Below are 18,060 nucleotides of genomic sequence, written 5' to 3' on the forward strand. Positions count from 1 at the left end.
TAGACTTGAAAGCGGGGAAAAATTCCGATATAATAGTTCACTGTCTATAGGTTCCCCTGCTTCGGCAGGAACATTTATCGAGAGGACTGAAGCTATCAATGAGCGCATCCAGAGAAAAAAAGCAGCGCCAGGGCGACCTTGCTCAGGGCCTGACCCAGAAGCAGCGCCAGGAGCTGAAGGAGCAGCAGGCAGCCAAGCGCAAGGCTGTTCTTTACACCGTCATCGGCGTGATTGTCGCCGTGCTGGTGGTGATTCTGCTGGTGTGGCATTCCGGCATGTTCCAGCGCCGCGCCACCGCCCTGAGCGTGGACGGACGGAATTACAACGTCAACGATGTGGAATACTATTTCCGCAGCGCACTGGTAAATGAGTATTATATGGGGTACTACACCACCGGCTCCCCTGCCTTTGATCCCTCCGGCGACCTGCGCACCCAGTATGTGGACGCGGACCAGACCCAGAGCTACTATGACTACTTCCTGGAGCAGGCTACCTCCCAGCTGACCCAGGTGGCTGCTCTGGAGAATGCCGCCGCGGACGAGGGCTATACCCTCAGCGACGAGGACAAGGCCTCTGTGGAGACGGAGATCGACTCCACGAGAACCTCCGCCGAGCAAAACGGCTATCCCAACCTGGAGAGCTATCTGAAGGCCAACTATGGCAAGTATATGACCGTGGGCGCCTACCGGACCTGCCTGGAGCGGGCCGCCCTGGTCAGCAGCTACCAGGCCGCCTACTCCGACAAGCAGGAGGTCACCGACCAGGATCTGGACACCTACTATGAGGAGAATGCCGACACCCTGGACAGCTACGACTACCGCTATATCTTCATCGACGGCTCCGCCCCTGAGACCACCGATGCCGACGGCAACACTGTGGAGGCCACCGACGAGGAGAAGGCCACCGCCATGCAGGCCGCCGAAGCCAAGGCCAACGAGTTTGCCGACGCGGTGAAGGCCGCTGACGACAAGGAGGCCGCTTTCATTGAGCTGGCTCCCGACTATGTGTCCGAGAGCAGCAAGGACTCCTATGCCGACGATCCCGACCGCTCCCTGAGCACCGGCGTGGTGGGCAGCAGCCTGTCCTCCACCTACGGCAGCTGGCTCAAGGACGCCAGCCGCACCGCCGGCGACGTGACCGTGGTGGAGGGCTCCGAGAGCTACTATGTGGTGCTCTTCCTGGACCGCTACCGCAATGAGGATCCCACCGCCGATATCCGGGAGATCTTCGTGAAGGCTGAGCTGACCCAGGAGGACGACACCTCCACCGAGGATGTGGACGAGTCCACCGTGCCCACCCAGGAGGCTCTGGACGCCGCCAAGACCGAGGCCGAGGACCTGCTGAGCCAGTGGGAGTCCAGCGACAAGACCGCCGAGTCCTTCGGCGCCCTGGCCGAGGCCAACTCTGACGACAGCACCGCCTCCAACGGCGGTCTGAGCGAGGCGGTCACCCGGGGCAGCCAGTTCGACGAACTGGACGCCTGGATCTTTGATGAGGCCCGCCAGAGCGGCGACACCACCGTGCTGGAGGACACCACCGACGGCGCTCAGGGCTGGCGTGTGGTCTACTTCCAGGACTGGAACAACCCGGTGTGGAAGAACACCGCCGACAGCTCCATCCGCAGCCAGCGGGTCAGCGACTGGCTCACCAGTCTGACCGAGGGCCTGGAGGCCACCCAGGGCAGCGGTATCAAGTACGTGAACGAATAAAATTTGCACGAGCAGGGCCTGCCGCATAGCGCGGCAGGCCCTTTTCAAAAGGAGTATGTATGGACGAGCGATTTTTGAGAACGGAGATGCTGCTTGGGGCCGCCGCCATGGAAAAACTGGCCGCCAGCCACGTAGCGGTGTTCGGTCTGGGGGGAGTGGGCAGCTGGTGCGCTGAGGCCCTGGCCCGCTCCGGAGTTGGGGCCCTCACCCTGGTGGACCACGACGAGGTGGGGCTTACCAATCTGAACCGGCAGGTGGAGGCCACCGTATCTACCCTGGGAAAACCCAAGGCACAGGCAATGGCTGACCGCATCGCCGACATCAATCCGGATTGCCATACCACGGTGCGTGTGGAAAAATATGAGGCGGACAACCGGGAATCCTTCTTCGCCGTCCGGTACGACTATGTGGTGGACTGCATCGACCTAGTATCCTGCAAACTGGACCTGATTGAGACGGCCCTGAGCCGCGGCATTCCCATTCTCTCCGCCCTGGGCACCGGCAACAAGCTGGACCCCTCCCAGTTCCGCATCGGGGACATCTCCAAGACCGAGGGCTGCCCTCTGGCCCGGGTGGTGCGCAAGGAGCTGCGCGCCAGGGGCATCCAGCACCACCGGGTGCTGTGGTCTCCGGAGCTGCCCCGTCAGGCGGAGCAGCGGGAGGCGCCCCCGCCCGGCCGCCGTTCCGTCCCCGGCAGCGTGGCCTGGGTGCCTCCGGTGGCCGGCCTGATGATGGCGGGGGACGTGATCTGCTCCCTCACTGGCATAAATAAATAAGAGTATAAAAACATCCCTCCGCCGGCAGACTAAGGCCAACGGAGGGATGCTTTTTGAAACGACCGGAATACGGATGGCTCCGTCCCGCCCTGGCCGGGGCGGCGGCGGGGCTGGTCAACGGCTTCTTCGGGGGAGGCGGAGGCATGGTCCTGGTGCCGCTGCTGGCGGGGTGGTGCGGGCTGGGCCAGCGAAAGGCCTTTGCCACCTCGGTGGCTGTCATTCTCCCCCTGTGCGTCCTGTCCGCCGCCATCTACCTGTTCCGGGGCGGCGTGGAGCTGCTGCCCGCCCTGCCCTACCTGGCGGGGGGCCTGCTGGGAGGGCTGCTGGGGGGAAAGCTGTTCAAGGGCCTGAACATGACTTGGCTGCGGAGGGGTTTCGCCCTGCTCATCCTCTACGGCGGCGGAAAGGCCCTGCTGGGATGACCGGCTGGCTCCTTCCCCTGCTGGCCGGCGCCGTCACCGGCATTCTGTCCGGCTTCGGCGTAGGGGGCGGCACCCTGCTGCTCATCTACCTCACCGCCTTCGCCGGCCTGCCCCAGAACCAGGCCCAGGGCATCAACCTGCTCTACTTTCTCCCCGCCGCCGCCGCGTCCCTCCCCGCCCACGCCAAAAACGGGTTTCTGGAAAAGTCCGTCCTCCTCCCTGCCATCGCCGCCGGACTGGCCTGCGCCGCCCTGGGGGCCTGGGGCGCCACCGGCCTGGACACTGGGCTGCTGCGGCGGTGCTTCGGCGGGTTCCTTATCCTGATCGGCCTGCGGGAGCTGTTTGCCCGGCCAAAAGAGCGCTGAGGGCGGCATAGGTTTCCCCGGCGCTGCCGTCCCCCGCCCCCACCAGGTAGTTGGTCTCCCCCGTTTTTATCAGCAGCCAGGGACCGGTGCGGGGATCCAGGCAGACGGTGAGCGCCCCGTACTCGTCACAGCGCCAGCGGCCCTTGTCCACCGTGTCCATGGCGGTCCCCGCCACCCGACGGATGTCCGGCAGCTCCGCCAGCAGCTCCGCCGATTGGATGTCCGCCAGGGGGATCTCATAGCGGCTGCCGGAGTGGGCGGCCACCAGGACGGTGTCCGTCAGGGTGAGGGTCACCGGGGCCCGCTCCTCCCCCATAAGCCACACTCCCACCAGGGGCATCAGGAGCAATAGGGCAGCGACCGCTGCCATAAGTCCTTTACCCACCGGCCTGGCCAAATTAACAGTGGTGTTCAGTCCCACCCGGGCATTGATGACCAGTCGGCTGTCGTTTGGGTCATAGTAGAACATCCCCCACAACCACTTGTCATCCTCATCCACATAATAGTCTCGGCCGCTGTCCGCGGTAAGCTTCTCCTGGAGCCTCCGCAGCTGAAATTCCAACCCGACCATGGCCGTCACCATGACCGCAGACAGGGTAAGCGTCAGGATAAGCCCCGCCAAAGGGTGGTCAAAGGTAAGCAGCATAATCCAACTGAACAAGGCCATGAACCAGGTGCCCCACAGCCAGCACCGCCGCCAGGCCCGGCGGCGGATGCGGGTCAGGGCGGCGGTCAGGTCCTCATTCCCGTCCACCACCTCCGCCTTCCGGCGGAAGGCAAAGCGCCAGCACAGCCAGAACAGCACCACGCAGCCGGGGTTGATGAACAAAATCAGCCCTTCCAGAAATTTTCCCCAACCCAAAGCCAACCACACCGGCAGGGCACTTACCACCAGTGGCGGTACAAAGGCCCCGGTAGGCAGTCTCTTCTCCTCTGGCTGGGCCGCCATCTTTAAATCGGCCACCACCCTCTTCTGCCTTGGGTTTCCCCAAGCCCTTTCCCGTTTCAGAACCTTCAGCGCCCGGTTACATTTTACGTAGGGCACCACGGGCAGGACAATGCACAAATCCGTCCACACCAGAAACAGGGTAAGAGCTAAGCCGAAGGATCCCGGCAAAAGTATCAGCACCGCTGCCAGAGCCACCAGGGCCAGACACGTCCAGCCCAGTTCCCCCTTGAAGCGCTTCAGGATAGCCAGGGTATCCGGATGGGTGCGGCCCTCATAGGGCAAGGTCACTCCCACGGCGATGTTCTTCTTGAATTTGGCCTCGTTTTTCAGAATGAAGTACATGAGCGGCGCCAGCCAGATGGTGCTCAGCCACAGGATCATCCTGGCGATCATACGCTCCCCTCCTCGTCATACAGCCCGGCGCACAGGGCCAGGACCTCCTCCCGGCTCAGTCCCGCCAGCCGCAGCTCCGACAGGTTCACCCGCAGCGCCCGCAGGGTGGCCTGCTCCGGTCCCCGCCGCCCCGGCCGGGGACACACCACTGTGCCGCTGCGCCGGTCGGTCCGGAGATAACCCTCCTGCTTGAGCAGCTGATAGGCTTTGCTCACTGTCATGGTGTTCACGCCGCTCTCCTCCGCCAGGGCCCGGACGGTGGGCAGCCGCTCCCCGGGCGGCAGCCGCCCGCCGGCGATCCCCACCACGATCTGATCCCGGATCTGCTGGTAGATGGGAATGTCGCTGCCGAAATCCAGATGCAGCAGCAAGGTCCTCACCCCCCTGTATCATTTGTATTATATATTATGATACAAAATTTCCAGAGTCAGGACCCCCGGCTAAGCCGGGGGCTTGAGTAAGCCCTAGAAGGGCACAATACGGACAACGCCCCTAAAGGGGCCGCGAATGGGTCGGCCAACTGCATTGCTGACTCATGGCCGGCCCCTGAAGGGGCTATTTTTATGCCTTGGGATTCTTGCTACCCGTAAACGGGTCGATAAATTCCTTGATGCTGATCTGGTCTGCAATCCGGTCCTCCTCTAATTGATGCCGGATGTACTCCTGTATCTGCTTCTTATTGCGCCCCACTGTATCCACATAATACCCTCTTGCCCAGAAATGCCGGTCTCCGTACTTGTATTTTAAATTCGCATGCCGGTCGAATATCATGAGACTGCTTTTCCCTTTGAGATACCCCATGATTTGTGATACACTGTACCTGGGCGGTATGCTGATTAGCATGTGAATATGATCCGGACACGCTTCTGCTTCTATAATTTCCACACCTTTTTGCTCACACAATTTCCGCAGAATTTGTCCGATATCCTTCTTGATTTGTCCATATATCGCTAGCCGTCTATATTTGGGCGCGAATACGATATGGTATTGACATCTCCATGTCGTATGTTGCAAACTCCCTATATCTTTTTCTTTCATCGAAAAAACCTCCTGGTTCTTTGGTGTTGCAGTTGGCCGACCGCAACTTCCATTCTACCAGAAGGTTTTTTCACTATATAATTCTTTTTACTCTCCCCAGCATAGCTGGGGGTTGTCGTTGCGCTGAAGCGGTAACAAAGCAAGGGCCGGAGGTCCATCTCCGGCCCCTGCGCCTACCGCCCGGCCCGCTTGAAGGTCAGATAGCCCTCCAGAATCAGGGTGGCAGCCACGGCGTCCACTGTTTTCTTGTGGTTTTTCATCTTCTTCCCCGAGGCGTGGAGAATGTTGTGGGCCTCCACGGTGGTACGCCGTTCATCCCACAGCACCGGCTTCAGGCCGCAGGCCTCCTCCACCCGGGCGGCAAAGGCCTTGTACAGCTCCGCCCGGGGACCCTCGGTGCCGTCCATATTCCGGGGAAAGCCCATCACCAGCTCGTCCACCTGGTGCTCCCCCACCAACCGGGCCAGCTCAGCCGCCACCACGTCCGCTTTGCGGCTGTGGATCACCGTGGTGTACCCGGCCAGCAGGCCGGTAGGGTCGGAAATAGCCACGCCTGTCCGGGCGTCGCCGTAGTCGATGGCCATAATACGCAACAAAATCACTCCTATTACAATAAATTTGGACAGGAAAGCCGGGCAGCCAGTCCGGCTTTCCCTCCATCTCGTGCCTAAGCTACAATAAGAGGAGCAACTGGCTGACCACTCACTCCTTGGGCTTGTAAGTCCGTACGAAAGACTGTCAGCCATCCTCTTGTTGTAGCGTTCGATTTCAGCAGGTTGAGCCACCGGATGCCGGGGAGTTCGCGTCACCCAATAGATTGAATCGGCAACGAGAAAAGATGGATTCCGGTTGCAGATTCTTTAGTATTGGAGGAATGTGGATGAACAGCGTTGGCATCGATGTTTCCAAAGGGAAAAGCATGATCGCCGTCATGCGCCCCTTCGGTGAGGTGGTGGTTTCACCCTTTGAAGTGCGACACACCGCCAATGAACTGAACGAACTGGCAGGGCTGCTCAAAAGTTTGGACGGTGAGACCCGTGTGGTGATGGAATCCACGGGTAATTACCACGCGCCGGTGGCCTGGCTGCTCCACGACGCGGGACTTTATGTCTCCGTAGTCAATGCAATGCTGGTGCATGACTATGGGAACAACAGTTTAAGACGAGGCAAGACTGACAAGAAGGACGCCGTGAAACTGGCCAACTACGGCCTTGACCACTGGCTCACACTACCGAAATATGTCCCGGAGGAGGACACCCGGCTCATGCTGAAGACCTGCTACCGGCAGTACCAGCAGTATTCCAAAGTACGGACCATGCTGAAGAACAACCTAATCTCCCTGCTGGACACCGCTTTCCCTGATGAAAACCGCCTGTTTACCAGTCCGCCCCGCGGAGATGGCGGCGCGAAGTGGGTGGATTTTGTAGCCGCTTTTTGGCATTGGGAGGGTGGCTGTGGTTTGTCGAAAAAGGCCTTTACCACCCAATACCAGAAGTGGTGCAGAAAGCACGGCTACAATTTTAGCGAGGATAAGGCACTGGACATATACGCCTCTGCATGTGGACACTTCGGTGTCATGCCGAAAACGGCTACGGCAAAACTTTTGGTAGAACAGGCTGTTTCCCAACTCCGGGCAACTTCCGCCGCGTTAGCTGCTCTCAAGCAGGAGATGCAGTCCCTGGCCGTTTCTCTACCGGAGTATCCTGTGGTGATGGAGATGTTTGGTGTTGGCCCAACCCTCGGCCCCCAACTCATAGCTGAAATTGGCGATGTACGCCGTTTTCATTCCAAGAAAGCGCTGGTGGCCTTTGCAGGCATTGACGCCCCACCTTACCAATCTGGACAAGTGGATGTCCGTAGCCGTAACATTTCCAAGAGAGGATCTGCCTCACTGCGAAGGACGCTCTTTCTGGTGATGGGGGTCCTCCTGCAATGCGCTCCAATGGATGAGCCGGTCTACCAGTTCATGAACAAGAAACGCTCTGAAGGTAAGCCCTACCGTGTCTACATGATGGCCTCCGCCAACAAGTTCCTGCGCATCTACTACGCTTCTGTGAAAGCCTACCTGGATTCTCTGGAGCATGGCTGATTTCCCAGCTCTATACTGTCTGGCTGACCGCCATTTTTTGAAATGCACAGCGGTTTAATTTGGTGCACCCTTTTCCTTTGCTCGTTTCCTTTGAAAGTTTTACTTGACTTTTGTTAGCAGGTCTTCCGNCATGGCTGATTTCCCAGCTCTATACTGTCTGGCTGACCGCCATTTTTTGAAATGCACAGCGGTTTAATTTGGTGCACCCTTTTCCTTTGCTCGTTTCCTTTGAAAGTTTTACTTGACTTTTGTTAGCAGGTCTTCCGGTACACTATACCGAAGAAAGGATAAAAAAACAAGAGGAAAGTGCTTGACTTCCATCCACCGCTGTGGTATAGTTCAGTTACCTATGAAAAAGGGCTCTTTTTTTGTGCGCATTTTTACGGTGTGATGACGTACAAAACCCTTTCCCTTCCCCGTGAGGACATAGGGAGGCAATGTGCCGGATCCGCACCGTAACGTGAAAAAAGGGCGTCTTTTGACGCCTGCGCGTTGCTGGATTCGGCCAAAGGCCGGGTTCAGCTTTTTTGCTGTCCACGGCAAAGAATGAAGGAGGTGCCGAACATGGCGAAAGCCGGCAACCGGGTGAAGATCACCCTGCGCTGCTCCGAGTGCAAGCAGCGGAACTACAACACCAACAAGAACAAGAAGAACACTCCCGACCGTCTGGAACTGAACAAGTACTGCCCCTTCTGCAGGAAGCACACGGTTCACAACGAAACCAAGTAATGAGTGCTGCTATGGCTCAGAAGAAAGAAGGGTTAAACGGAATGTCTGAAAACGAGAAGCTCGAGCAGGCCGCCGAAAACGCTGCCCCCGCTCCCGAAAAGCCCGCCAAGACTGAGAAGAAGAAGGACGTCAAGGCTGAGAAAAAGTCCAAGCCCGGCTTCTTCGCCCGGATCGGCAAGTGGTTCAAGGAGATGAAGAGCGAGCTGAAGAAGGTCCAGTGGCCCACCAGAAAGCAGACCATCAACAACACCGTGATCGTCATTGTCTGCTGCATCATCGTGGGTATCTGCATCTGGGTGTTCGACGCCCTCGCCGGCTCCGTGATTACCGCCCTGCTGGATCTGTTCGGTAAGGGTTAAGGTGCTGAAATGGCTGATAACGCGAAGTGGTATGTGGTGCATACCTATTCCGGTTATGAGAACACGGTAGCCGCCAGCATCGAGAAGGCTGTGGAAAACCGCGGCCTGCGGGATCTGATCCAGGAGGTCAGTATCCCTCTGGAGACCGTCACCGAGATCACGGACAACGGTCCCAAAACAGTGGAACGCAAGGTGTTCCCCGGCTATGTGTTGGTCAAGATGGTCATGACGGACGATACCTGGCACCTGGTGCGCAACATCCGCGGCGCCACCGGGTTCGTGGGTTCGGGTAACAAGGCCATCCCGCTCACCGATGATGAGATCGCCGCCCTGGGCGTGGAAAAGCGCGAGGTTGTGGTGGGCTACCAGGTGGGTGACAACGTCAAAATCACCGACGGCGCTCTGGAATCCTTCCTGGGCACCGTGGAGGAGATCGACCTGGACCGCAGCAAGGTCCGTGTGGTGGTCTCCATGTTCGGCCGCGAGACTCCCGTGGAGCTGGAGCTGGATCAGGTGGAGCCTGTCCAGGACTAAAGCCCCGGGCCGCCGGCCCTTTCCCCCGCACGTGGGAGGGACTGCACAGCAGTTCCGCTTCCAACCACATTTATCGTAGGAGGTGCTGTTTCAAATGGCACAGAAAATTACTGGTTATGTGAAACTTCAGATTCCCGCGGGCAAGGCCACTCCCGCGCCCCCCGTCGGTCCCGCCCTTGGTCAGCACGGTATCAACATCGCCGCCTTCACCAAGGAGTTCAACGAGCGCACCAAGAACGACGTGGGCCTGATCATCCCCGTGGTGATCACCGTCTACGCCGACCGCTCCTTCACCTTTATCACCAAGACCCCTCCCGCCGCCGTCCTCATCAAGAAGGCCTGCAACATCGAGTCCGGCTCCGGTGTGCCCAACAAGACCAAGGTGGCCACCATCAGCAAGGAAGATGTGCGCAAGATCGCCGAGACCAAGATGCCCGACCTGAACGCGGCCAGCATCGAGGCCGCTATGAGCATGATCGCCGGCACTGCCCGTTCCATGGGCATCGTGGTGGGCGACTAAGCCGAAGGAGGGAAATAGAGCATGTTTAGAGGCAAGAAATATCAGGAGAGCGCCAAGCTGATCGACAAGAGCGCTCTGTACGATACCGCTGAGGCGATGGAGCTGGTGGTCAAGACCGCTCCCGCCAAGTTCGACGAGACCGTCGAGCTGCACGTGAAGCTGGGCGTTGATTCCCGTCACGCCGACCAGCAGGTCCGCGGCGCCATCGTGCTGCCCCACGGCACCGGCAAGACCCAGCGCGTGCTGGTCTTCGCCAAGGGCGACAAGGCTGAGGCCGCCAAGGCCGCCGGCGCTGACTTCGTGGGCGAGATGGACATGGTGGAGAAGATCCAGAAGGAGAACTGGTTCGACTACGACGTGGTCGTGGCTTCTCCCGACATGATGGGCGTTGTGGGCCGTCTGGGTAAGATTCTGGGCCCCAAGGGCCTGATGCCCTCCCCCAAGGCCGGCACCGTCACCCCCGACGTGGCCAAGGCCGTTACCGAGATCAAAGCCGGTAAGGTGGAGTACCGTCTGGACAAGACCAACATCATCCACTGCCCCATTGGCAAGGTCTCCTTCGGCGCTGAGAAGCTGACCGAGAACTTCAACGCTCTCATGGGCGCCATTGTCAAGGCCAAGCCCTCCGCTGCCAAGGGTCAGTACATTCGCTCCTGCGTTTGTGCTTCCACCATGGGCCCCGGCGTGAAGATCAACAGCGCCAAGCTCATGTAATTGATCCGGAGATCGTTGGCTCCGGTACCAAAAAGTTGTCATTTCCGGACAGGTCATGCTTGACATGGCCTGTCCGGGATGATATACTATCAGTCGTGTTCAAAGACAGCAGGCGGCGCAAGCCATAAGTCCTGCCGAGAATGCAGCCACAACGGAATGATTTCTTTGTGCTGTTTTCGCTGCTTTGAATGCGGAAACAGCTTTTTTGTTGCGTGACTGCATCGGAAAAGTTGAACTCAAATTCAACGGAGGTGAATTCCAAATGCCTAACGCAAAGGTTCTCAGCGAGAAGCAGGCCATTGTGGCCGATCTGACCGAGAAGCTCAAGACCGCCAGCAGCGGCGTGCTTGTTGATTACAAGGGCATCACCGTGGCTCAGGATACCGCTCTGCGCGCCGAGTGCCGCAAGAACGAGCTGGACTACGCCGTGGTGAAGAACACCCTGGTGCGCTTCGCCATCAACAACGTGGGCCTGAACGAGATGGATGACGTGCTCAACGGCACCACTTCCATGGCTCTGTCCCACGGCGACCCCATCGCCCCCATGCGGGTGATCAACAAGTTCGCCAAGCAGTTCAACGGCGAGAAGTTCGTTATCAAGGCCGGCTTCATGGACGGCAAGGTCCTGTCCATGGACGAGATCATGGCTCTGGCCGAGCTGCCCTCCAAGGAGGTTCTGCAGGCTCAGGTTCTGGGCACCATGCTGGCCCCCATCACCAGCCTGGCCATCGTCATCAAGGCCATCTGCGAGCAGAAGGGCGGCTCTGTCGAGGCCGCCGAGGCTCCCGCGGAAGCGGCTGCCGAGTAATTCGACGCAACTGATTTTTACAATTATTTATTTAGGAGGTTACCTATCATGGCTTCTGAGAAAATCACTGCCCTCATCGAAGAGGTTAAGGGTCTGACTGTTCTGGAGCTCTCCGAGCTCGTGCACGCTCTGGAGGACGAGTTCGGCGTCTCCGCCGCTGCTATGGCCGCTCCCGCCGCTGGCGGCGCTGCTGCTCCCGCTGCTGAGGAGAAGACCGAGTTCGACGTCGTTCTGGCTGAGATCGGCTCCGAGAAGATCAAGGTCATCAAGGCTGTCCGTGAGATCACCGGCCTGGGCCTGGCTGAGGCCAAGGCTACCGTCGAGGCTGCCCCCAAGGCCATCAAGGAGGGCGTCTCCAAGGAGGAGGCCGAGGAGCTGAAGAAGAAGCTGGAGGAAGTCGGCGCCAAGGTGGAGCTGAAGTAATCCAAGCGATTTCCGCTCATCAGAGAGGCCGGTTGTCGAAAGACAACCGGCCTCTTTTTCATGTCACAGCATCTCACAAAAAACGGGAGCGGCCGGGCCGCTCCCGTTTGTTTCAGCTCAGCTCGAACATCCCGTGGTAGAGCTGGTAGTACTCCCCCTTCTGGGCCAGCAGGTCGTCGTGACTGCCCCGCTCCACCACCTGTCCGTGCTCCAGTACCAGGATGGCATCGGCGTTGCGGACGGTGGACAGCCGGTGGGCGATGACGAACACCGTCCGGCCCTCCATCAGCTGGTCCATCCCCTTCTCAATCAGGGCCTCGGTACGGGTGTCGATGGAGGAAGTGGCCTCATCCAGGATGAGCACCGGCGGATCGGCCACCGCCGCCCGGGCGATGGCCAGCAGCTGCCGCTGGCCCTGGGACAGGTTGGCGCCGTCTGCCGTCACCATGGTGTCATAGCCCTGGGGCAGGCGGCGGATGAAGGAGTCGGCGTTGGCGATCTTTGCCGCCTTCTCCACCTCCTCCTGGGTGGCGTCCAGCTTGCCGAAGCGGATATTGTCGGCGATGGTGCCGGTAAACAGGTGGGTATCCTGGAGCACCATGCCCAGGCTGTGCCGCAGGGCGCTCTTTTTGATGTCCTTTACGTCGATGCCGTCATAGGTCAGTGTGCCCGCCTGCACGTCGTAGAACCGGTTGATCAGGTTGGTGATGGTCGTCTTGCCCGCACCGGTGGAGCCCACGAAGGCGATCTTCTGTCCGGGTTTGGCGAAGAGGCTGATGTCCTTCAGGATCGGCCGGTCGTCCTCATAGCCGAAGCTCACGTGCTCAAACCGCACGTCGCCCCGCAGCGGGGTGCGGCTGCCGTCCGGCCGCTGCCAGGCCCAGCCGCCCTGCTCCAGAGACACCAGATCCACATTTCCCTGGTCCACCTCGGGGGGCTGGTCCAGCACCTCAAAGACCCGCTCGGCACCCGCCAGCGCGGCCAGCATGAAGTTGCTCTGCTGGGTGAACTGATTGATGGGCACGGTGGACTGGCGGACGAACACCAGATAGCTGGCCAGGCTGCCCACATCGGTCATGCCCTTCATGGCCATGATGCCTCCCAGGACGGCCACCACCGCGTAGTTGAGGTAAGACAGGCTGACCACCGCGGGGATCATGGTGGCGGCGTAACCCTGGGCACCGGTGCCCGCCTTCCGCAGGGCCTCGTTCTTTTCCCGGAAGGAGCGCATGGCCGCCTCCTCGTGGTTGAACACCTTGACTACCTTCTGGCCGCCCATCATCTCCTCGATATAGCCGTCCAGCTCCCCCAGGCAGGCCTGCTGTTTGTTGTAGTAGGCCTTGCTCCGCTTTCCGCTGAAGCGGATATAGAGAAACATGACCACATAGCACGCCAGCATGACCAGGGTGAGCTGCCAGTTGAGGATGAACAGCAGGGCCATGGTACCCACCACCTGGATAAAGCTCTGGATCATCATGGCAAAGCTGTTATTCAGGGCGTCGGAGATGGTATCCACGTCGTTGGTGAAGTAGCTCATCACCTCGCCGTGGCGGTGGGTGTCAAAGAAGTGCAGGGGCAGGGTCTGGAGATGGGCAAACAGATCCCGGCGGATGTCGTAGAGCACCTTCTGGGCCGCCTTCACCATGGTCTGGGTGTAGCCGTAGGCGGAGAGTACTCCCACAATGTAGATCCCGGCTGTGAGGATCACGCCGAAAACCAGGTCATTCCAGCTGCCGGCGGCCAGGCTGTTCACCACCGGCCGGATCATGTAGGTACCCAGCAGGTTGGCGATGGCGCTGATGCTCACCAGCACCGCCACCACCAGCAGCAGGAACTTGTGCCGTCCCAGATAGGACAGGAAGGTGCGCAGGGTGTAGCGCAGGTGCTTAGGCTTCTTGGCGCTGAGCTGTCTGGCTGCCATGCTCCTCCCCTCCTTTCATCTGGGATGCGTAGATCTCCTGGTAAATGGGATCGGACGCCAGCAGCTGGGCGTGGGTCCCGGTGGCGTGGATCCTGCCGTCCTCCAGGATGACAATGAGGTCGGTGTTCATCACCGAGGTGATCCGCTGGGCAATGATGATCTTGGTCACGCCGGTGAGGGCCGCCAGAGCGGAGCGGATCTTGGCCTCGGTGGCGGTATCCACCGCCGAGGTGGAGTCGTCAAAGATCAGGATCTTGGGCTTTTTCAGCAGGGCCCGGGCGATGCAAAGGCGCTGCTTCTGACCGCCGGAGACGTTGACGCCCCCCTGACCCAGGTCGGTATCCAGGCCCTTGGGCATCCGCTCCAGAAATTCGTCGGCGCAGGCAGCCCGGCAGGCGACCCAGATCTCTTCATCGCTGGCCTCCGGGGCACCCCACCGGAGGTTCTCCCGCACGGTGCCGGAAAAGAGCTCGTTCTTCTGGAGCACGATGGACACCGCATCCCGCAGGACGGTCAGGTCATAATCCCGCACGTCCACGCCCCCCACCTTCACCGCGCCCTCGCTGGCGTCGTACAGGCGGGGAATGAGCTGTACCAGGGTGGTCTTGGCCGAGCCGGTGCCCCCCAGGATGCCCACCGTCTGGCCGGCCCTGATGTGCAGGTCCACATCGGCCAGGGCGTACTCCTTGGCCTTGGCGTGATACTTAAAGGATACCCTGTCAAAGTCCACGCTGCCGTCAGCCACCCGGGTCACCGGCTTTGCCGGAGAGGTGAGGGCAGGCTCCTCATCCAGCACCTCCACGATGCGGTGGGCGCTGGCCAGGGAGCGGGTGAGCAGCAGGAACACGTTGGAGATCATCATCAGGGAGTTCATCACCTGGAGCACGTAGCTGAGGAAGCCGGTCAGCTCCCCCACCAGCAGCTTGCCCTGGAGAATCATGCCGCCGCCGAACCAGAAAATGAGCACCACGCTGGTGTACATCACCAGCTGGAAGGCAGGCAGGTTGAGCACGGCGAAGTGGAAGGTGCGCTCACTGGTGGACAGCAGCTCCCCATTGACATCCCGGAACTTGTCCTCCTCATACTCGCCGCGCACGAAGGCCTTCACCGCCCGGATGGCGGTCAGGTTCTCCTGCACCACATTGTTCAGGCCGTCCATGGCCTTCTGCAGGCGGCTGTACATGGGGGCCACCTTCCGCACCACCGCGAACAGGATCACACCCAGCACCGGGGCACACACCACAAATACCAGGGCCAGCCGGGGATTCATCCAGAAGGAGAGGCCCAGGCCCATGGCCAGCATCACCGGACTGCGCACCAGAGGCCGCAGGCCACCGTTGACGGCGTTCTGCAGTACCGTCACATCGGTGGTCATGCGGGTGACCAGGGAGGAGGTCTCAAACCGGTCCAGATTGGAGAAGGCATAGCCCTGGACCTTTTCAAACTCCGCCTCCCGCACCTGAGCGCCCCAGCCGTAGGCCGCCCGGGCGGCAAACCGGGCATACAGCAGGCCTGTGATCAGAGCAAGGCCCGCGCACACCGCCATCTGCACACCCTTGTAAAGGATGTAGGGGACGTCCCCGTTGGCTACGCCCACATCGATCAGGTCCGCCATAAAGACCGGAATCACCAATTCAAATATGGTCTCGATCAAAACCAGCAGCCCGCCGATAAACATGTCCTTCCGATAGGGACCCAGATAGCGGAACAGACACTTCAGATCCTTCATGTTCCGGACTCCCCTCCCTCTTTCAGGTTCCGGTAAGCCCGCCCCAGATAGTCGGCAAACTGCGCCCGCTCCTGGTCGGTAAAGCCGGCGAGCATCTGCTGCTCCATCTCTCCGCAGAAGCCCTCCCAGGCTCCATAGGCCGCCCAACCCCGGTCGGTGATCTGGATCCGCTCGCACCGGCGGTTCTCCTCGTCAGCCTCCCGGGTTACAAAGCCGCCCTTCTGCATGGAATCCAGCATGCGGGAAATGGCTGCCGGATCGATCTCGCAGTATTCCGCCAGCTGCCGCTGCCGGCTGGCGCCATTGCGGATCAGATAGCCCAGCACCTTGGGCTGGCCGGCTCCCAGGCCAAGCTCGCCCAGGTGGGGCCGCAGAGCGTTGCGCTGGGCGTGAAACGCCCGATAGAGCAGCATATGAAAGGTGCGCTCCATACCCTCATCCTCCTTTGTTGACATGTCAATTATAGCTGCTTCCCCTGCCTTGTCAAGTCTTTCTGTCCGCCTTTCCTTTTTCCCTTGCAAGCAGGTGCGGAACGTGGGATAATGAAAAAAACCGCACAGGAGAAAAAAGGAGGTCCCCGCCATGGAGCCCACAAAAGCCTATCGTCCGGAAAATCTGCACTATCTGAAGATGCTGGCCCGGCAATATCCCAACGTACAGGCCGCCAGCACCGAAATCATCAACCTCCACGCCATCCAGAACCTGCCCAAGGGCACCGAGCACTTCATCTCCGACGTCCATGGGGAATATGAGGCCTTTCTCCACATCCTGAACTCCGCCTCCGGTGTGGTGCGGGAAAAGCTGGACGACCTGTTCGCCACCACCGTCTCCAAGGCCGACCTGGACCAGCTGGCCACCCTGATCTACTACCCTCAGGAGAAGCTGGAGGAGATCGAGCGGGAGACCGCCGACATGCGGGAGTGGTACCGCATCACCTTCCACCGGCTCATTGAGGTATGCCGCCTGGTCAGCTCCAAGTACACCCGTTCCAAGGTCCGCAAGGCCATGCCGCCGGAGTACGCCTACATCATCGATGAAATGATCCACACCCACTACGAGGACAACGACAAGCGGGACTACTACGAGAACATCATCTCCACCATCATCGACATCGACCGGGCCTCCAACTTCCTGGTACAGCTGTGCGAGCTGATCAAGCGTCTGGCGGTGGATCACCTCCACCTGGTGGGGGACATCTTCGACCGGGGCCCCCGGGCCGACATCATTCTGGATTCCCTGATGGACTACCACAGCGTAGATATCCAGTGGGGCAACCACGACGTGCTGTGGATGGGGGCGGCCTCCGGCTCCCGCACCCTGGTGGCCACGGTGCTGGTCAACTCCCTGCGCTACAACAACCTGGAGGTCATCGAAACCGGCTACGGCATCTCCCTGCGGCCCCTGTCGGTCTTTGCCAACGAGGTCTACAAGGACTGCGATACCCACCGCTTCGAGGTCAAGCTCAGCGGCGCCGATGCCGCCCACTACACCGAAAAGGACAAGCTGCTCTCCGCCCGGATGTACAAGGCCATCACCATCATTCTCTTCAAGCTGGAGGGCCAGAAGATCCTGCGCAACCCCTGCTTCAACATGTCCGACCGGCTGCTGCTGGACAAGATCGACTACGAAAACAAGTGCATCACCATCGGGGATGTGACCTATCCCCTGGAGGACACCGACTTCCCCACCGTGGACCCCAAGAATCCCTACACCCTGACGCCGGAAGAGGACGCCCTCATCAACCAGCTCACCAGCTCCTTCCTCCACAGCGAAAAGCTCCAGAGGCATGTCCGCTTCCTCTACTCCAAGGGCAGCCTGTACAAGATCTATAACGGCAACCTGCTCTTCCACGGCTGCATCCCCATGACGGAGGACGGGAAGCTGCTCACCTTCTCCATCGGCGGCAAGGAACTGTCCGGCAAGGCGTTTCTGGACTACGCCGACCTGACCGCCCGCCGGGCCTACTACAGCAAGCCCGGCTCGGAGGAGCGGGAGTTCGGCATGGACTTCCTGTGGTTCCTGTGGGCGGGCCGGAACAGCCCCATCTTCGGCCGGGACCGGATGACCACCTTCGAGCGGCGGCTCATCGCCGACGAGTCCACCTGGGTCGAGCCCAAGAATCCCTACTACCGGTTCTACAACGACCCGGCGGTGTGCGACGCCCTGCTGAAGGAGTTCGGCCTGGAGGGTCCCCACTGCCACATCGTCAACGGCCACGTGCCCGTGAAGTCCAAGAAGGGGGAGAGCCCCATGAAGGCGGGCGGCAAGCTGCTGGTCATCGACGGCGGGTTCTGCAAGGCCTACCAGAAGACCACCGGCATCGCCGGCTACACTCTGATCTATAACTCCGCCTGCTTCCGCCTGGTGTCCCACGAGCCCTTCGTGGGCCGGGCCAACGCCATCCGGGAAAACCAGGACATCGCCTCCACCTCCGTGGTGTTCGAGCGGCTGGAGTCCCGGATGAAGATCTCCGGCACCGACGTGGGCCGTCAGCTCCAGGAGCAGATCAACGACCTGATGGATCTGCTCTGCGCCTTCCGCAGCGGCGAAATCGTGGAGGACCACAAGGACTGAGCCCCAAA

General features: G+C 60.2%; 20 protein-coding genes and 1 other annotated feature. Of the genes, 13 read left to right on the forward strand and 7 right to left on the reverse strand.

All coding sequences use genetic code 11. The features are described from left to right. Nucleotides 1–98: 98 nt before the first annotated feature. Genes E0E41_RS05545 through E0E41_RS05560 form a run of 4 tightly spaced genes read left to right on the forward strand, consistent with a single transcriptional unit; the run spans nt 99 to nt 3,272 of the window. Complete coding sequence (locus E0E41_RS05545) at nt 99–1,709, forward strand: peptidylprolyl isomerase (protein WP_130869091.1); 1,611 nt, start codon at nt 99–101, stop codon at nt 1,707–1,709. Nucleotides 1,710–1,768: 59 nt separating this feature from the next. Then, nucleotides 1,769–2,485, forward strand: coding sequence for a tRNA threonylcarbamoyladenosine dehydratase (locus E0E41_RS05550; RefSeq protein WP_130869092.1), 717 nt, complete (start codon nt 1,769–1,771; stop codon nt 2,483–2,485). A gap of 53 nt (nt 2,486–2,538) precedes the next feature. Next, nucleotides 2,539–2,907, forward strand: a complete 369-nt coding sequence (locus E0E41_RS05555) for a TSUP family transporter (RefSeq protein ID WP_130869093.1) — start codon at nt 2,539–2,541, stop codon at nt 2,905–2,907. After that, nucleotides 2,904–3,272, forward strand: a complete 369-nt coding sequence (locus tag E0E41_RS05560) for a sulfite exporter TauE/SafE family protein (protein WP_130869094.1) — start codon at nt 2,904–2,906, stop codon at nt 3,270–3,272. The genes E0E41_RS05555 and E0E41_RS05560 overlap by 4 nt, the downstream gene beginning before the upstream one ends. Here E0E41_RS05560 and E0E41_RS05565 read toward each other — a convergent pair. From E0E41_RS05565 to ruvX, 4 genes are all read right to left on the reverse strand, one after another. Next, nucleotides 3,223–4,614, reverse strand: a complete 1,392-nt coding sequence (locus E0E41_RS05565) for a DUF5808 domain-containing protein (RefSeq protein WP_130869095.1) — start codon at nt 4,612–4,614, stop codon at nt 3,223–3,225. The two genes, E0E41_RS05560 and E0E41_RS05565, sit on opposite strands and share 50 nt — an antisense overlap. After that, nucleotides 4,611–4,985: a GntR family transcriptional regulator gene (locus E0E41_RS05570; protein ID WP_130869096.1), complete on the reverse strand. Its 375-nt coding sequence runs from the start codon at nt 4,983–4,985 to the stop codon at nt 4,611–4,613. Before E0E41_RS05570 ends, E0E41_RS05565 begins: the two co-directional genes overlap by 4 nt. A 190-nt stretch (nt 4,986–5,175) precedes the next feature. Next, the gene (gene tnpA, locus E0E41_RS05575) at nt 5,176–5,652 is read right to left on the reverse strand and encodes an IS200/IS605 family transposase (protein ID WP_130869097.1); all 477 of its coding nucleotides are present in this window, start codon (nt 5,650–5,652) and stop codon (nt 5,176–5,178) included. A gap of 173 nt (nt 5,653–5,825) precedes the next feature. Next, nucleotides 5,826–6,245 carry a Holliday junction resolvase RuvX gene (gene ruvX, locus E0E41_RS05580; RefSeq protein WP_130870777.1) on the reverse strand — a complete coding sequence of 140 codons (420 nt, stop codon included), beginning with the start codon at nt 6,243–6,245 and terminating at the stop codon, nt 5,826–5,828. Between the two features lie 287 nt (nt 6,246–6,532). Between ruvX and E0E41_RS05585 the strand changes: the two genes are divergently transcribed. The 8 genes from E0E41_RS05585 (at nt 6,533) to rplL (ending at nt 11,828) form a co-directional block, all read left to right on the forward strand. Further along, entirely contained in the window at nt 6,533–7,741 is a 1,209-nt protein-coding gene (locus tag E0E41_RS05585; RefSeq protein ID WP_130870778.1) for an IS110 family transposase, read from the forward strand. 564 nt (nt 7,742–8,305) lie between these two features. After that, on the forward strand, nt 8,306–8,470 hold the full coding sequence (gene rpmG, locus E0E41_RS05590; RefSeq protein ID WP_009259908.1) for a 50S ribosomal protein L33: 165 nt from the start codon (nt 8,306–8,308) through the stop codon (nt 8,468–8,470). A 41-nt stretch (nt 8,471–8,511) separates the two neighbouring features. After that, nucleotides 8,512–8,829 (forward strand): preprotein translocase subunit SecE, encoded by a 318-nt coding sequence (gene secE / locus E0E41_RS05595; protein ID WP_130869098.1) that lies wholly within the window; start codon nt 8,512–8,514, stop codon nt 8,827–8,829. A 9-nt stretch (nt 8,830–8,838) separates the two neighbouring features. Then, nucleotides 8,839–9,363 carry a transcription termination/antitermination protein NusG gene (gene nusG, locus E0E41_RS05600; protein WP_130869099.1) on the forward strand — a complete coding sequence of 175 codons (525 nt, stop codon included), beginning with the start codon at nt 8,839–8,841 and terminating at the stop codon, nt 9,361–9,363. Nucleotides 9,364–9,457: 94 nt separating this feature from the next. Then, entirely contained in the window at nt 9,458–9,883 is a 426-nt protein-coding gene (rplK, locus tag E0E41_RS05605) for a 50S ribosomal protein L11 (RefSeq protein ID WP_007489097.1), read from the forward strand. A gap of 21 nt (nt 9,884–9,904) precedes the next feature. Beyond that, nucleotides 9,905–10,597, forward strand: coding sequence for a 50S ribosomal protein L1 (gene rplA / locus E0E41_RS05610; RefSeq protein ID WP_130869100.1), 693 nt, complete (start codon nt 9,905–9,907; stop codon nt 10,595–10,597). Nucleotides 10,598–10,678: 81 nt separating this feature from the next. Beyond that, nucleotides 10,679–10,813 (forward strand) — a sequence feature (ribosomal protein L10 leader region). A gap of 46 nt (nt 10,814–10,859) precedes the next feature. Next, nucleotides 10,860–11,405 (forward strand): 50S ribosomal protein L10, encoded by a 546-nt coding sequence (gene rplJ, locus E0E41_RS05615; RefSeq protein ID WP_130869101.1) that lies wholly within the window; start codon nt 10,860–10,862, stop codon nt 11,403–11,405. Between the two features lie 48 nt (nt 11,406–11,453). Beyond that, the gene (gene rplL / locus E0E41_RS05620; protein WP_130869102.1) at nt 11,454–11,828 is read left to right on the forward strand and encodes a 50S ribosomal protein L7/L12; all 375 of its coding nucleotides are present in this window, start codon (nt 11,454–11,456) and stop codon (nt 11,826–11,828) included. 112 nt (nt 11,829–11,940) lie between these two features. On the opposite strand, the gene E0E41_RS05625 is transcribed toward rplL, so the two are convergent. The 3 genes from E0E41_RS05625 to E0E41_RS05635 are packed head-to-tail and all read right to left on the reverse strand — an operon-like array spanning nt 11,941 to nt 15,909. Continuing rightward, a complete protein-coding gene (locus E0E41_RS05625) occupies nt 11,941–13,749 on the reverse strand; it encodes an ABC transporter ATP-binding protein (protein WP_130869103.1) in 1,809 nt (602 codons plus the stop codon). Beyond that, entirely contained in the window at nt 13,715–15,478 is a 1,764-nt protein-coding gene (locus E0E41_RS05630; RefSeq protein ID WP_130869104.1) for an ABC transporter ATP-binding protein, read from the reverse strand. The genes E0E41_RS05625 and E0E41_RS05630 overlap by 35 nt, the downstream gene beginning before the upstream one ends. Further along, complete coding sequence (locus tag E0E41_RS05635; protein WP_130869105.1) at nt 15,475–15,909, reverse strand: MarR family winged helix-turn-helix transcriptional regulator; 435 nt, start codon at nt 15,907–15,909, stop codon at nt 15,475–15,477. The genes E0E41_RS05630 and E0E41_RS05635 overlap by 4 nt, the downstream gene beginning before the upstream one ends. A 151-nt stretch (nt 15,910–16,060) precedes the next feature. Between E0E41_RS05635 and E0E41_RS05640 the strand changes: the two genes are divergently transcribed. Further along, nucleotides 16,061–18,052, forward strand: coding sequence for a fructose-1,6-bisphosphatase (locus tag E0E41_RS05640; protein ID WP_130869106.1), 1,992 nt, complete (start codon nt 16,061–16,063; stop codon nt 18,050–18,052). The last annotated feature ends 8 nt before the right edge of the window (nt 18,053–18,060 follow it).

The organism is Intestinimonas massiliensis (ex Afouda et al. 2020) (assembly GCF_900626285.1).
In the GTDB taxonomy this organism is placed as follows: domain Bacteria; phylum Bacillota; class Clostridia; order Oscillospirales; family Oscillospiraceae; genus Flavonifractor; species Flavonifractor massiliensis_A.